Below are 13635 nucleotides of genomic sequence, written 5' to 3' on the forward strand. Positions count from 1 at the left end.
ATTGAATTCCTACTTGGCCCGCGAACCGGATCACAAACCTCTCTCCCTCGCGTTCCCAAGGAGCATCCATGAAAAGCCTCACCGCCTGCGCGCTTGTCGCGCTGCAATTTGCTGCGCCTTCGATAGCCTTCGCCGAAGAAGCCGTTTCCACCGATGTCGAGGCGGCAAAGGACGGTGATGCGATCATCGTGACCGGAACGCGCGACACGCGGCGCACCCAGTTCGATACGCTGGCACCGATTGACGTCCTCTCGTCGCAAGCGATCGACGGCAGCGTGTCCGACGACCTGTCCGACACGCTCGCGCAGTTGCTCCCCTCCTTCAATGTTCAGCGGTTGCCGGCGGCCGACGGCCTCGCGTTCGTCCGCCCGGCGACGCTGCGCGGTCTGTCCCCCGACCAGACCCTCGTGCTGGTGAACGGCAAACGCTATCACCGCTCGGCGCTGCTCGGGACGCGCGGTGCGCAGGCCGCCGATCTTGCGACCATTCCCAATCTTGCGATCAAGCGGGTCGAGGTGCTGCGAGACGGAGCATCGGCGCAATATGGCTCGGATGCGATCGCCGGCGTGATCAACATCATTCTCGACGATCAGCCCGGAATGGACGCTTTCGGGCAATATTCGCAATATTATGAAGGCGACGGCGCAAGCTATCAGACCGGTGCCCAAGGCGGGGTAGCGCTCGGCGACCGCGGTTCCATCGTCTTTAGCGGCGAATTCACCAAATCGGACGCGACATCGCGCACGCGCCAGCGCCCCGATGCAGAGGCTTTTCAGGCGGCGCATCCCGAACTCGTCATCCCGAATCCGGTTCAGCGCTGGGGCCAGCCCGATCTGCGATCGGTGCGCGGCGCGATCAACGCCGACTATGCGATTGCGGACGCGATCACCCTCTACGCTTTCGGGACGATCGCTGACGGCGAAGGTGTCACCGATTTCAACTGGCGCAATCCCGCGAACACCGGAAATGTCTACAACCCTAGCCCGGCCTTTCCCGACTTCAGCTTCACCGACCTGTATCCGGCAGGCTTCACGCCGCGCTTCGGCAGCCAGTATGACGACTATCAGGCGGTCGGGGGAATCCGCGGCGCAGCGGGCGATGCCTTCACCTATGACCTCAGCGCGTCGACCGGGCGCAGCCGTATCGATTACACGATGCAGGAATCGCTCAACGCCTCGCTCGGTCCCGACAGCCCGACCAGCTTCTACCTCGGCCGCCTGCGGCAGAGCGAATTTAACCTCAATGCCGACTTCGTCTATCGCCTGCCGCTCGGGATGGTCGAACCGGCGAACATCGCCTTCGGTGCCGAACGGCGCAAGGAAACCTATGCCATTTATCCCGGCGACCCCGCTTCCTATGCGATCGGGCCGGGTGCGGCATCGGGTCTTGCCCCGAACAGCAACGGCTTTCCCGGCTTCAGCCCGCTCAACGCCGGCGAATGGTCGCAGACCAGCTATGCCGGCTACCTCGACGTCGAATTGCGCCCGATCGAGGCGCTGACGCTGGGCGCCGCCGGCCGCTACGAGGATTTCTCGGAGTTCGGCGACACCTTCAACTACAAGCTGTCGGCGCGGCTGGAGCCGGTTCGCGGCATTGCGTTGCGCGCGACCTATTCGACGGGCTTCCGCGCCCCGACTCCCGGTCAGCTCAACGCGGTGAACACGACGCAGGGCCTCGACACCACGACGCTGCAGATCTTCAACCGCGGCCGGCTGTCACCCAATGACCCGATCGCAATTGCCCTCGGCGCCCAGCCGCTCAAGCCCGAAAAGTCACGGAACCTGACGGCGGGGCTGACATTCCAGTCGTCCTTCGGCCTGACCGCGAGCATCGACGTCTATCAGATCGAACTGCGCGACCGCTTCGGCCAGTCGGCAACCTTTGCCGTTCCGGCCGACCTGCCCAATCCGCAGCGCTTTACCGCGGTGACCTATTTCACCAACGACTTCGACACGCGGACGCGCGGCATCGATCTCGTGCTCGGCTATGCGCGCGACATCGGCCCAGGGCGCGCCGATGTGAACCTTGCGTATAATTATAATCAGACGAAGGTGACGAGCGGCACGACCGCGGCCATCGGCAACGAGACGCAGCGCATATTGTTCGAGGACCGGCTGCCCAAGCACAACGCCACCGCCTCGCTGGGCTACAGCGTCGGCCCGTTCGGGATACAGGCGCGGGCGCGCTATTATGGCGCGTGGACCGATGTCAGCGGCAACGCGACGGGCGATGTCTTCCAGCGCTTCGGTTCGATCATGCTGTTCGATCTGTCGGCAAGCCTGGCGCTGAACGAGCATGTCACCCTGCGCGCCGGCGCCGAAAATATCTTCAACACCTATCCCGACGAAGCGACGAACCAGGCGGTGCGCGGCCTCATCTATTCGCGCAACGCCCCCTATGACACCGACGGCGGCCAATATTATGTCCGCCTGGGCATCACCTTCTAGGGCGAAAGGCGCGGACGATGGACCTCAACCGCCGACAGATGCTGATGGCCGCGGCGGCATTGCCGGTGGCGGGGCGGGCCGACGCCCTGCCGCCACCGGTGCGCAGCGGGGCAGCGTCCGCGCCGCCCGACGACGAAGCCTATTGGGCGGGCGTCGCCGGGCACTATGATGTGGTTCCCGGCATCACCCAGCTCGAAAACGGCAATTGGGGGATGATGGCGAAGCCGGTTCTGCGGGCCTATGAGGCAGCGATCGAGCGCGTGAACCGCGAAACAAGCTATTATGCGCGGCGCGGCATGGGCCCCGACCTGATCGCGGTGCAAAAGCGCGTCGCCGCCAAGCTCGGCGTCGCGCCCGACGAGATCGCCTTCACGCGCAACGCGACCGAAGCGCTCAAGGCGCTGATCGGCGGCTACAACGGGCTGCGCCCCGGCGATGCCGTCCTCTACGCCGATCTCGACTATGACAGCATGCAGGCGTGCTGCGATTCGCTGAAGATGCGGCGCGGGGTCGATATCGTGCGGATCGCGCTCCCCGAACCGGCGACGCACCAGGGGCTGATCGATTGCTATGCGGCGGCACTCGACGCCCATCCGCGCGTGCGCCTGATCCTGCTCACCCACCTCAGCCATCGCACCGGCCTTGTTATTCCCGTGCGCGAGATCATCGCCATGGCGCAGGCGCGCGGCGTCGATGCGATCGTCGATGCGGCGCATAGCTGGGGGCAACTCGACTTCGCCCTGCCCGATCTCGACGCCGATTTCGTCGGTCTCAACCTGCACAAATGGATCGGCGCGCCGCTGGGCGTCGGGGCGCTCTATATCCGCCGGGACAAGCTCGACCGGATCGATCCCGATATGGCGAATGCACCACCGTTCAGCCCAAAAGCCCAAAGCCGCGTCCACACCGGCACGGTCGATTTTGCGGCGCAGCTCAGCGTACCGGCCGCGCTTGATTTTCAGGACGCGATCGGCGACGCGCCGCGCGCCGGCCGCTTGCGCCACCTGCGCGATCTATGGGCCGAACCGCTTCGCGGCGTGCCGGGAATCGAAATATTGACCCCGACCGACCCGCGTCTCCACGGCGGCATCACCTCGTTTCGGCTTTCCGGCAAGACCAGCGAAGCCGACAATATCGCGATCGCAAAGCGCCTGCTGGACGACTATCGCATCTTCACGGTCCACCGCTCCGGCCCGGCCCGCGGCGCGTGCGTCCGGGTCACACCGGCGCTCTTCAACAGCGCAAACGACATGGCCCGGCTCGTCGCGGCATTGCGGGATATGTTGCGCTAGAGCGGACTGCGAGGCCGCTCTGGCCTCCGCCATCGACTTGAACCGGCTGGCTGGGGCGGCAGGATTCGAACCTGCGCATGGCGGTACCAAAAACCGCTGCCTTACCGCTTGGCTACGCCCCATCGGCCGGTGCGAGGGCGCTCTATAGCGTCTCGCGACCGATTGGCAAGGCGCCGGATCAGAGGCGTGTGACCCAACCGTGCGGGTCGGCGGCGCGGCCGCGCTGGATGTCGACGAGCTTGTCCTTCAGCATCGCGGTCACCTGTCCGGGGCCGCCGGCACCGACGGTAAAGCTCGTGTCGCCGCGCGTCACCTTGCCGACAGGGGTCACCACCGCCGCGGTGCCGCACGCAAAGCTTTCGGTCAGCCTGCCGCTGGTCGCATCGGCCTGCCACTGGTCGATCGCATAGGGTTCCTCGCGCACCGTCAGGCCCGCGTCGCGCGCCAGTGTGATGATGGCGTCGCGGGTTATGCCGGGCAGGATCGTGCCGGTGAGCGGCGGGGTGACAATGCTGCCGTCGTCGAAGACGAAGAACATGTTCATGCCGCCCAGTTCCTCGATCCAGCGATGCTCCGCGGCGTCGAGGAAGACGACCTGGTCGTGGCCCTTGGCGATCGCTTCCTGCTGCGCAATCAGGCTCGCGGCATAATTGCCGCCGCATTTGGCGGCGCCGGTGCCGCCGGGTGCGGCGCGGGTATAGTCTTCCGACACCCAGAGCGAGACGGCCGGCGCCCCCGACTTGAAATAATTGCCAACCGGCGAGGCGATGACGAGGAAATGATATTCGGCGGCAGGCTTGACGCCCAGGAACACCTCGCTCGCATACATGAAGGGGCGCAGATAGAGCGCGCCGCCTTGCACCTTCGGGAACCAGTCGGCATCGACGCGGACAATCTCGCGCACCGCGGCAAGGAACAGGTCCTCGGGCAGTTCGGCCATCGCCATGCGGCGGGCGCTGGCGTTGAAGCGTGCGGCATTCGCCTCGGCACGGAACAGTGCCATCGATCCGTCGTCGAGCCGATAGGCCTTCAGCCCTTCGAATATCTCCTGCGCATAGTGCAGCACCGCGGTCGCCGGATCGAGCGACAAGGGGCCGCGCGGCATCACCTGCGCATCGTGCCAGCCCTGGCCTTCCTTGTAGCGGATCGAGACCATATGATCGGTGAAGACGCGGCCGAAGACCGGGTCCGCAATCGCCGCCGCGCGTACATCGTCCGCCGTCGGGTTCGGATGCGGAAGACGGGTGAAAGCGGGTGCGGACATGGAAAAACCTAACCTCTTGGCAGTGACTCGGTGCGCGCCTCTTGCCAAAGCGCGGCGCCGCGCGCAACGGTAGTCGCCATGGCCGATGAAAATTTTCTTTCACAAGTTCCCGCTGCCTCTGCCCTTTTCTTGCGCGAAGAGGAGGTGCGCCGCGGCATCGAATTCCTGTTTTTCGGCCATGGCGCGTTGTGGCGCGCGGGCGATGCGCGGCTGGCCGAAAACGGCCTCGGACGCGCGCATTACCGCGCGCTTTACTTCATCGCGCGCCAGCCGGGGCTGACGATTTCGGACCTGCTCGCGCTGCTCGGCATCACCAAACAGTCGCTTGGCCGGGTCATCAAGGATCTGGAGGCGCGCGAGATGCTCGTCACGCGCCCGGGCAACCGCGACCGGCGGCAGAAGGAACTACGGCTCACTCCCGCCGGACGCGCCGTCGAGGCTGCGGTCTTCGGGCAGCTACGCGACGCGATGAGCCGCGCCTACACTCATGCGGGTCAGGCGGCGGTCACCGGCTTCTGGCAGGTCAACGAAGCGTTGATGTCGCCGCGCGAGCGGCAGCGCGTCGCCAGGCTGGGCAGCGAAAGCTGAGTGGGCGATAGCCGCCCGGCGCTGTCACGGCCCACGCCTTTGCGGGCGCGCCGGTCAATCTTCGCCGCGGGCAAGATCGGCGAGTTCGCGGCCGCGATCGCGCGCCGCGCGCAGGACATTGGTCATCAGCGCCACGAGTTCGCCGCCTTCGTCGAGGATGTCGAGCCCGGCCTGCGTCGTGCCGCCCTTGCTCGCGACCTGCGCGACGAGCGCGCCCGGTTTTTCGCCGCTGCGCGCGAGCAGGGCGGTCGCTCCGCCAAAGGTCGCGGTCGCAAGCTTGAGCGCATCGTCGCCCGAAAGGCCAAGGCGCTCGCCCGCCGCCGCATAGGCTTCGATCAGACGAAAGACGAAGGCCGGACCGCTGCCGGTGAACGCGGTAACGAGGTCCATCATACCGTCGTCGGGCAGCGCAACGATCTCGCCGAGCGGCTTGAGCAGCGCTTCGATCGCGGCACTGTCGGCATCACCCGTACTGGTCACGGCCGAAACCCCGGCGCCGATGCGCGCGGCGAGATTGGGAAGTATGCGGACCTGCGCCCGCGCTTCGGGAAAACGGACCGCGAGATCGGCGAGCGAGACGCCAGCGAGGATCGAGAGCAGATGCACCTCGCCACCCGCGACCGCGGCCAGATCGCCGGCGACCTCGCCCAATTGCTGCGGCTTCATGCCGAGCATGATCCAGTCGGCGGCCTGACCCGCCGCCCGCCAATCGGCAAGCGAGGTGAAATGCGCGGTGCCTTCGCGCGGCGCCGCGACCGGATCGACGACGGCGACCCGCGCCGGATCGAGCCCCGCGGCGAGCCAGCGATCGAGCATCGCGCCCGCCATATTGCCGCAACCGACCAGCAGCATCCGGCCGGCAAATTTCCCCAAAGTCTTCGTCATGATCCCTTGTTCTTCATTTTTCTTTACGGACGGCAACTGCTTTCCGGACCCGAAAGCAGGTCGAGGCAGCGGCCATCGATCTTGGCCGCGTCGACCGGCAGGTCGATGAGCGCGGCAAGCGTCGGCATGATATCCACCGTCATCACGGCATTCGGCTGTTCGAAGGCGGTGAGCCCCTTGCGCCAGAAAAGGATCGGCACGCGGCGGTCATAGTCCCATACCGAACCATGCGTCGCGACATAGCCGAGGCCCGATTCGGGGATCGGCGTGACGCGCGGTTTGAGCACGACGATGAAATCGCCCGAACGCTGCGCATTATAGGAAGCGCGCAGCTTGTCCATCAGCGTCCACACGTCGGGCGACCGTTTCGAGATCGGATGGTTCGCCAGTTCCTCACCGGTCACCACCGCCTCGACCTGTCGGTGGGCGCGGTAGCGCGCCACCAGTTCGGCCAGCGCCGCCTTGCGCTGCGCGGGGGTCAACGCCTTCGACAGATACATGTCACCGAACGGGCCATCGCCATAGAGCAACGGCTGCGGCAGGCCGAGCTTTTCGGCCACCGCCTTGCCCATCGCCTCGGGATCGAGCGCGGCATCGACGCGTTCGGCGGCGGGCCAGGCGTTTTGGCGGTTGCGTTCGGGGAGATCGTGACCGCCATGGTCGGCGGTCAGTACGACGGCATAGTCGATGCCGGTCGCATCGAGCCGTGCGAAGAAGTCGCCGAGCTGCTGGTCGAGTGCATGCATCTGGATGCACATCTCGGCGCCCTCGGTGCCCGTGCTGTGGCCGATATAGTCGGTCGCCGACAGGCCGAGGATCAACAGATCGGTCGTGCTGCCCTCACCCAGTTTGCGCGCAGCGCGCAGCGCGGCGCCGGCGGCGAGCACCGCGCCGTCTGCTTCGGGCGAGGCCATGAAGCGGCGAAAATCACCACCATCGCGCTGAAAGCGGCCGGTACCGACCGTGCCGCCCTTGTCGATCGAGATCGCGATATCGTGTGACGCGCAATCGGCGGGCAGGTCCATCGCGGGGCGCGCCTGGCCAATCGCCGCGGCGATCGCGCTGCTTGCCTGCTGCGCAACCGGCGACAGCGTGGTGCCGCGATAGCTGGTGAGGCCGCCCGGAAACAGCCACATCAGCTCGTCTGCCTTGCGCCCGCCCATCATGATCGCGGCGCGATCCTTACCTGCGACCGAGACGATCTGCGCCTTCGGATCGCGCGCCTTCATCAGATCGCCGAGTGTCGGGACCATCAGATGATTCACCGATGCCGCATATTTGCCGCCGCCCGAACTCGTATCCGGCACGGTTTCGTCCTCGGCGCAATAGACGCGCTTGTCGGACCGGGCGACCGAGAGGTCGAAATAATTATTCGCGATGATCCCGGTGTGCGCCGGATGATTTCCGGTCAGGATCGTCGAATGGCCGGGGCAGGTTTCGGTCGCGCCGTGCGACTGATACCCCGCCGGAAATACCACGCCCGACGCAAGCCGCGCGAGACCGCCGGTGTAATGGCTGCGATATTCGGCGAACAGATCGGCCGAAAACTGGTCCACGGAGATTGCGACTATCAGCTTGGGCGGCGGGGTTGCTGCTGTAACCTTTGCGACCGGTGGCGCCGAATCCTGCGCAAGGCCGGCTCCAGCAGTTGCGAAACAGAGGGTGGCGGCGAGAACGGTGGTCAGGCTTTTGAGCTTCACGGGGAACATCTCCATGGCTGGGGTCGTCAGCGCGGGCTGTCCTCTCGACGAAAGCCGCCTATATGGCAAGCCTCGAACGACAGGCAGACACAGGACAGGCATGGATCGCGCGAAAGACGGCTTTGTGACAGACCGAAGTGCATCGGCGACGGTGCGCGCGCTGCTGGCGCTGTTCGCCCTGGTTCTGCTCGCCTTCGCTCCTGCTCGGGCGCAGACCACGCATATCGCGCCGCGGCTGGTCGCCGAATCGGTGGTACCGTCGCCCGGCGGAGCGACGACGATTGCCCTCGCGATGACCCCCGAAAAGGGTTGGCACGGCTATTGGTCGAACGGCGGCGATGCCGGTTTCGGCATGCAAGTCGAATGGAATGCGCCGCCGGGCGTCACCGTAGGCGCCTTTCGCTATCCGGTTCCCGAGGCGCTGACGCTCTTTGGGCTGATGAACCATGTCTATGAACATCCCTATGCGCTGCTCGCCGATGTCCGCGTCGACAAGAGTGTCGCTCCGAGAACCGACCTGACGCTGACCGGCATCGCCAACTGGCTCGCCTGCACCGACAAGATCTGCGTTCCCGAAAAGGCGGTGATCTCGGTCGCGATGAAGGCCGGCGACGGAGCCATCGCAGCGGGCGCGCAGCAGCAATTCGACGCATGGCGCGCCAGGCTGCCGCAGCCGCTCGACCGCGCGGGGGCGTGGGAACGCCGCGGCGCGATGGTGCGGTTCGGCATCCCGCTGCCCGAAGGCACCACACTCGACGTTCCGCACCTCTTCCTCGAAACGCAGGGTGTGATCGACTATCCCGCACCGCAGAGCTTCAGCCGCAACGGCGATTGGATCGTCGTCGAGGCGCGCGCGAAGGGTGACGCGGCCGGCCCGATACAGGGGCTGCTCAAGCTGTCGGACGGTCGTGGGCTTAGCGTGCACTTCGAGCCCGAGGCGGTACGCCTGGCGGGCAAGCCGATTGCGGCCGCTTCGGGGTCCATTGACATGGCGCTGTTCTGGACCGCGCTCGGCGGCGCGATCATCGGCGGATTGATCCTCAACCTGATGCCCTGCGTCTTCCCGATCCTGAGCCTGAAAGCGCTCAGCCTCGCCCGTTCGGGCGGCGACGCGCGCGACGCGAAGATCGAAGCGGTGGCCTATACGGCGGGTGCCGTCCTGACCGCACTGCTACTCGGCGGCGCGCTTCTCGCGCTGCGGGCCGCGGGGGAACAGGTCGGCTGGGCGTTCCAATTGCAACATCCGGTCAGCGTCTTCGTGCTGATGCTGCTTGCGATCGCGATCACGCTGAACCTTGCCGGGGTCTATGAACTGCCGTCGTTCGGTGCCGGTCAGAGGCTCGCGAGCCAAAACGGCGCGGCGGGTGGCTTCTGGACCGGCGCTCTCGCCGCGTTCGTAGCAACCCCGTGCAGCGGTCCCTTGCTCGGCGCCGCGCTCGGCGCGACGCTGGTGCTGCCTGCGTGGGCGGCGCTCCCGATCTTTGGCGGGCTGGGCTTGGGGCTCGCCCTGCCGTTCCTTGCCGTCGGTTTCGTCCCCGCGCTTCGCAGCCGCTTGCCAAAGCCGGGGCCGTGGATGGCGACATTTCGTAAATGGATGGCGCTGCCAATGGGACTGACGGCGCTCGGTCTTTATTGGCTGCTCAGGCGACAGACCACTCCCGCTATGCATGGGTGGATGGACGTCGGCATCCTCGTCATAATCCTCGCAATGATGATCCGCGCTTGGCGAAGGGGAGAATTCGCCCGAAAGACGGCGCTCATACCTTATGTTGCGATCTTCTATCTCCTCGGCACCAACGCCGTGGATCAGTTCGCAAAGCCCGGCAGGGTTGCCGCCGCAGAAAACCACAGCACCTTCTCGCCCGTCGCCCTCGCTGAGGCCCGCAAGACCGGCAAGCCCGTCTTCGTCTATTTCACCGCCGACTGGTGCCTGTCGTGCAAGGCGAACGAAGCAGGCGCGATCGACCGCGAGGCGGTGCAGCAGGCGTTCCGGAATAAGGGCGTCATCACGCTTGTCGGCGACTGGACGAACGGCGATCCGGTCATCACCCGCACCCTCGCCGAACATGGACGCAACAGCGTGCCGCTCTATCTCTGGTATGCTCCGGGCGCGGCGCAGCCCGAGATCCTGCCGCAAATCCTGACACCGGGGCTGCTCACCGACAAGGCCGGCGGCTGATGGCCAAACAGCGCGCCGACCAACTGCTCGTCGATCGCGGACTCGCCGAAAGCCGGACGCGCGCGCAGGCGCTGATCCTCGCCGGCCTCGCCTTCGTCGGCGACCGCAAGATCGACAAGGCGGGGCAGCAGATCGCCGAGGATGCCGCGATCAGCGTCAAGGGCCGCGACCATCCATGGGTGTCGCGCGGCGGGATCAAACTCGACCATGCGCTGACGCATCTGGGCTGGGATATTGCGGGCGCGGTGGCGATCGACGTGGGATCGTCGACCGGGGGTTTTACCGACGTGATGCTGAACCGCGGCGCGGCACGCGTCTATGCAGTCGATTCGGGGACCAACCAGCTCGCCTGGAAGTTGCGGCAGGACGACCGCGTCATCGTCCACGAACAGACGAGCGCGCGCGTCCTGACCGCCGATCATATTCCCGAGCCGGTCGATCTGATCGTCTGCGACGCGAGCTTCATCGCGCTGTCGAAGGTGCTGCCGGTGCCGATGGCCTTTGCCAAAGCGGGCGCGCGCCTCGTCGCGCTGATCAAACCGCAGTTCGAAGCCGAACGGCACGAGGTCGGCAAAAAGGGCGTGGTACGCGACGCCGCGGTGCACGCCCGCGTCTGCTCCGAGGTGCGCGACTGGCTGGAACGTTCGGGCTGGCGCGTCGTTGAGACGGTCGAAAGTCCGATCACCGGACCCGAAGGAAATGTCGAATTTCTCATTGCGGCTACGAAATCCGCAGCTTGACGCGGGCGGTGCGCGCCGCGACAGCATGACCGACACAGATTCGCGCGCGAAGGACCAGATGCATGAGCGAGATTGCCACCCCCGGTCAGCTACGCATGTCCTATTGGCGCTGGGCGATGTTCACCGTCCCGGCGCTCGTCCTGATCGGCAGCCTGATGGGTCTGCTCTCGAACAGCGGCTATGACAATCGCTGGTTCATGGCGCTCGACCGACCCGCGATCGTTCCGCCCGGCTGGGTCTTCGGGGTCGTGTGGACGACGCTCTATGTCCTGCTCGGCCTGTCGCTGGCGATGATCCTCCACGCGCGCGGCGCGCGCGGGCGCGGCTTCGCGCTGGCGCTGTTCTTCGTACAGCTGATCGCCAATTTCGCCTGGTCGCCGCTCTTTTTCGGCATGCATCAGGTGACCGCCGCGCTCTATCTCGTCATTTTCATCCTGATGGTGACGATCGCGACGACCTTTGCCTTTGCGCCGATCCGCAAGGCGGCGGCGTGGCTGCTCGTTCCCTATATGATATGGCTCAGCTTCGCGACGATCCTGAATTTCCAGATCGATCAGCGCAACCCCGACGCCGAAACCCTTGTGCCGGCCGCCGCGACCTCCCAGATAGGATGACGACCCGATTTGGGTGAATACAGGGGACGACCCCGACAAAGGACAGGATAATGCAAAGCGAAAACCGGTTTTTCGACGATCTGGCCAAGATGGTCAACGGTATCGCAGGCACCGTCGCCGGTGCCGGACGCGAAGCCGAAACCGCGATGCGCGAACGCGCGAAGGAATTCGTCGGCCGCATGGACTTTGTGAGCCGCGAGGAATTCGAGGCGGTGAAGGAAATGGCGGCCAAGGCACGCGCCGAAGCCGACGCGCTGAAGGCGCGGCTGGACAAGCTCGAAGCCGCGGCAAAGCCGGCCGCCGCCGCGAAGGCGCCGGCCAAGCCCCGCGCCGCACCCAAGAAGTAACGGAGCGGGCTTTCCCCCGCGCGACTCGCCACCCGGCCAAAGTCGCGCTAAGGGCGCAGCCATGACCGACGATATTTACGACGACGAGGACGGCCAGGAAGCCGCGCCGATGGATATGCTGGCGTCCTATTTTGCGGCGCACGACTGGCCGCACGAAATGATCGGCGAGGACGAGATCGTCGCGACCGCGCAAGGCAGCTGGACGACCTATGAACTGCGCGCGGTGTGGCGGCCCGAGGACGGGGTGCTGCAACTGCTCGCCTTCCCCGACATCCGCGTCGTCGAGGACAAGCGCAGCGTCGCGCACGAAGCGCTCGCGATGATCAACGAACAGCTCTGGCTCGGCCATTTCGAGCTATGGTCGAACAGCGGGACCATCCTCTATCGTCACGCGATGCTGATCGGCAGCGACGCGGCGATGCCGCTCGACATCACCGAAACGCTGGTCGAAAGCGCCATCGACGAATGCGAGCGCTTTTACCCGGTGTTCCAGTTCGTGCTGTGGGGCGGCAAGACGCCTGCCGAGGCGCTGGCCGCGTCGCTGATCGAAACGCGCGGCGAGGCCTGACCCGTCGCGCCGGGCGCGCTTGCTTACCGCTTTTCGAAGGGCTTGAGGCCGGGGCCGATCTGATTGGTCCCGATCGCCAGCGGTTCGCCGCTCCAGTCGGCGACGAACACCGACGAACGGCCGATGCCCTGCGGGATGCTCGCGCGATTGCCTTCGATCACCAGCCCGCGCGACGGATTGTCGCGGCTCTCGGCCGCGACCGCGATCAGCGCCGAGTAATTTTCCTTGTCGCGCCCCTGGACGAGCAGGTTGCCCGTGATCCGTCCGGTCGAACCCGAGGGGAGATCGATGAGATAATTGGTCGCGGTCCCCTGCGTATCGTCGAAACTATTGTCGCTGATCTCGACCTCGCGCGCGCGCGCCTTCAGATAATGGCCGCCGCTGCCCTTTTCGAAGCGCGTGTGCGTCACGACGACGCGTCCATATTCGCCGGTATAGACGCTGTGCGCGCAGCTCAGCCCGCGGTCGCAGCGGCCGAGGCGCGAAAAGGTCGAGCGGTCGATCGTCAGCGTCGCCGCGGGATCATTGGCCGTCAAAATCCCTTCCTCGCTGTTGCGGAACAGGCTGTTCGCCACGTCGAGATTGCCCTGTTCGAGCCGGATGCCCGCGCCATTGCCGTCGGGAACGCGCATATTCTGGAACACCAGACCGTCGACGCGCGCGGCGCGGCCGCGCAGCACCAGCGCCGCCTTGCCCTCGCAGCTCACGCCGTCGAAGATCGCGCGCCCTGCCTCCGCCGCGACGAAGGCAACGCGCCCGGCGGTCTGGACCGCGCAATCGCGATGATAGCCCGTGGCGATGCGGATCGTGCCGTCGCCATCGCCGATCGCATCGACCGCCTCCTGAAGCCGCCCGAAAGCGCGGCCGCTTTCGGCGACCACATAGGGCGCTGCGCCCGCTTGCGCCGGCAGCGGCGCCGGCGCGAACAGCATCGGCAGGGCGAGAAGCGGCAACATGGGCCGGCGGAGAAGCATCTGGATCATCGCCGCGCCATAGCCCTTTTGCGGCCCC

General features: G+C 66.0%; 12 protein-coding genes and 1 tRNA gene. 8 read left to right on the forward strand and 5 right to left on the reverse strand.

Features of this window, described 5'->3' with window-relative positions:
• The first annotated feature begins 68 nt into the window (after positions 1-68).
• Positions 69-2447 (forward strand): TonB-dependent receptor plug domain-containing protein, encoded by a 2379-nt coding sequence (locus STE01S_RS00885; protein WP_062764057.1) that lies wholly within the window; start codon positions 69-71, stop codon positions 2445-2447.
• Between the two features lie 17 nt (positions 2448-2464).
• On the forward strand, positions 2465-3739 hold the full coding sequence (locus STE01S_RS00890; protein WP_174531815.1) for an aminotransferase class V-fold PLP-dependent enzyme: 1275 nt from the start codon (positions 2465-2467) through the stop codon (positions 3737-3739).
• A gap of 47 nt (positions 3740-3786) precedes the next feature.
• Here the strand turns inward: STE01S_RS00890 and STE01S_RS00895 are convergent.
• Both STE01S_RS00895 and STE01S_RS00900 read right to left on the reverse strand, forming a co-directional pair.
• A tRNA-Gln gene (locus tag STE01S_RS00895) sits at positions 3787-3861 on the reverse strand.
• 56 nt (positions 3862-3917) lie between these two features.
• Complete coding sequence (locus tag STE01S_RS00900) at positions 3918-5003, reverse strand: branched-chain amino acid aminotransferase (protein WP_062764059.1); 1086 nt, start codon at positions 5001-5003, stop codon at positions 3918-3920.
• Positions 5004-5081: 78 nt separating this feature from the next.
• Here STE01S_RS00900 and STE01S_RS00905 point away from each other — a divergent pair, with 78 nt between their 5' ends.
• Complete coding sequence (locus tag STE01S_RS00905; RefSeq protein ID WP_003042620.1) at positions 5082-5591, forward strand: MarR family winged helix-turn-helix transcriptional regulator; 510 nt, start codon at positions 5082-5084, stop codon at positions 5589-5591.
• Positions 5592-5645: 54 nt separating this feature from the next.
• Here STE01S_RS00905 and proC read toward each other — a convergent pair whose 3' ends face one another.
• Both proC and STE01S_RS00915 read right to left on the reverse strand, forming a co-directional pair.
• Positions 5646-6476, reverse strand: a complete 831-nt coding sequence (gene proC, locus STE01S_RS00910; RefSeq protein ID WP_062764061.1) for a pyrroline-5-carboxylate reductase — start codon at positions 6474-6476, stop codon at positions 5646-5648.
• 23 nt (positions 6477-6499) lie between these two features.
• Complete coding sequence (locus tag STE01S_RS00915; protein WP_062764063.1) at positions 6500-8191, reverse strand: alkaline phosphatase family protein; 1692 nt, start codon at positions 8189-8191, stop codon at positions 6500-6502.
• A gap of 85 nt (positions 8192-8276) precedes the next feature.
• Here STE01S_RS00915 and STE01S_RS00920 point away from each other — a divergent pair, with 85 nt between their 5' ends.
• From STE01S_RS00920 to STE01S_RS00940, 5 genes are all read left to right on the forward strand, one after another.
• A complete protein-coding gene (locus STE01S_RS00920; RefSeq protein ID WP_082813170.1) occupies positions 8277-10355 on the forward strand; it encodes a protein-disulfide reductase DsbD family protein in 2079 nt (692 codons plus the stop codon).
• The gene (locus STE01S_RS00925) at positions 10355-11095 is read left to right on the forward strand and encodes a TlyA family RNA methyltransferase (RefSeq protein WP_003042632.1); all 741 of its coding nucleotides are present in this window, start codon (positions 10355-10357) and stop codon (positions 11093-11095) included. The genes STE01S_RS00920 and STE01S_RS00925 overlap by 1 nt, the downstream gene beginning before the upstream one ends.
• Before the next feature lie 62 nt (positions 11096-11157).
• Positions 11158-11709, forward strand: coding sequence for a TspO/MBR family protein (locus STE01S_RS00930; RefSeq protein ID WP_003042633.1), 552 nt, complete (start codon positions 11158-11160; stop codon positions 11707-11709).
• Positions 11710-11759: 50 nt separating this feature from the next.
• The gene (locus tag STE01S_RS00935; protein WP_058811245.1) at positions 11760-12056 is read left to right on the forward strand and encodes an accessory factor UbiK family protein; all 297 of its coding nucleotides are present in this window, start codon (positions 11760-11762) and stop codon (positions 12054-12056) included.
• Positions 12057-12117: 61 nt separating this feature from the next.
• The gene (locus STE01S_RS00940) at positions 12118-12624 is read left to right on the forward strand and encodes a type III secretion system chaperone family protein (RefSeq protein ID WP_062764065.1); all 507 of its coding nucleotides are present in this window, start codon (positions 12118-12120) and stop codon (positions 12622-12624) included.
• A 23-nt stretch (positions 12625-12647) separates the two neighbouring features.
• Here STE01S_RS00940 and STE01S_RS00945 read toward each other — a convergent pair whose 3' ends face one another.
• Positions 12648-13607, reverse strand: coding sequence for a right-handed parallel beta-helix repeat-containing protein (locus STE01S_RS00945; RefSeq protein WP_174531819.1), 960 nt, complete (start codon positions 13605-13607; stop codon positions 12648-12650).
• Positions 13608-13635 lie beyond the last annotated feature (28 nt).

Source organism: Sphingopyxis terrae subsp. terrae NBRC 15098 (assembly GCF_001598815.1).
Lineage (GTDB): Bacteria > Pseudomonadota > Alphaproteobacteria > Sphingomonadales > Sphingomonadaceae > Sphingopyxis > Sphingopyxis terrae.

Bases quoted from the DNA above. Each gene is read 5' to 3' on its own strand.
- STE01S_RS00885 (WP_062764057.1), top strand. From the start codon at position 69: ATGAAAAGCCTCACCGCCTGCGCGCTTGTCGCGCTGCAATTTGCTGCG.
- STE01S_RS00890 (WP_174531815.1), top strand. From the start codon at position 2,465: ATGGACCTCAACCGCCGACAGATGCTGATGGCCGCGGCGGCATTGCCG.
- STE01S_RS00900 (WP_062764059.1), bottom strand. From the start codon at position 5,003: ATGTCCGCACCCGCTTTCACCCGTCTTCCGCATCCGAACCCGACGGCG.
- STE01S_RS00905 (WP_003042620.1), top strand. From the start codon at position 5,082: ATGGCCGATGAAAATTTTCTTTCACAAGTTCCCGCTGCCTCTGCCCTT.
- proC (WP_062764061.1), bottom strand. From the start codon at position 6,476: ATGACGAAGACTTTGGGGAAATTTGCCGGCCGGATGCTGCTGGTCGGT.
- STE01S_RS00915 (WP_062764063.1), bottom strand. From the start codon at position 8,191: ATGGAGATGTTCCCCGTGAAGCTCAAAAGCCTGACCACCGTTCTCGCC.
- STE01S_RS00920 (WP_082813170.1), top strand. From the start codon at position 8,277: ATGGATCGCGCGAAAGACGGCTTTGTGACAGACCGAAGTGCATCGGCG.
- STE01S_RS00925 (WP_003042632.1), top strand. From the start codon at position 10,355: ATGGCCAAACAGCGCGCCGACCAACTGCTCGTCGATCGCGGACTCGCC.
- STE01S_RS00930 (WP_003042633.1), top strand. From the start codon at position 11,158: ATGAGCGAGATTGCCACCCCCGGTCAGCTACGCATGTCCTATTGGCGC.
- STE01S_RS00935 (WP_058811245.1), top strand. From the start codon at position 11,760: ATGCAAAGCGAAAACCGGTTTTTCGACGATCTGGCCAAGATGGTCAAC.
- STE01S_RS00940 (WP_062764065.1), top strand. From the start codon at position 12,118: ATGACCGACGATATTTACGACGACGAGGACGGCCAGGAAGCCGCGCCG.
- STE01S_RS00945 (WP_174531819.1), bottom strand. From the start codon at position 13,607: ATGATCCAGATGCTTCTCCGCCGGCCCATGTTGCCGCTTCTCGCCCTG.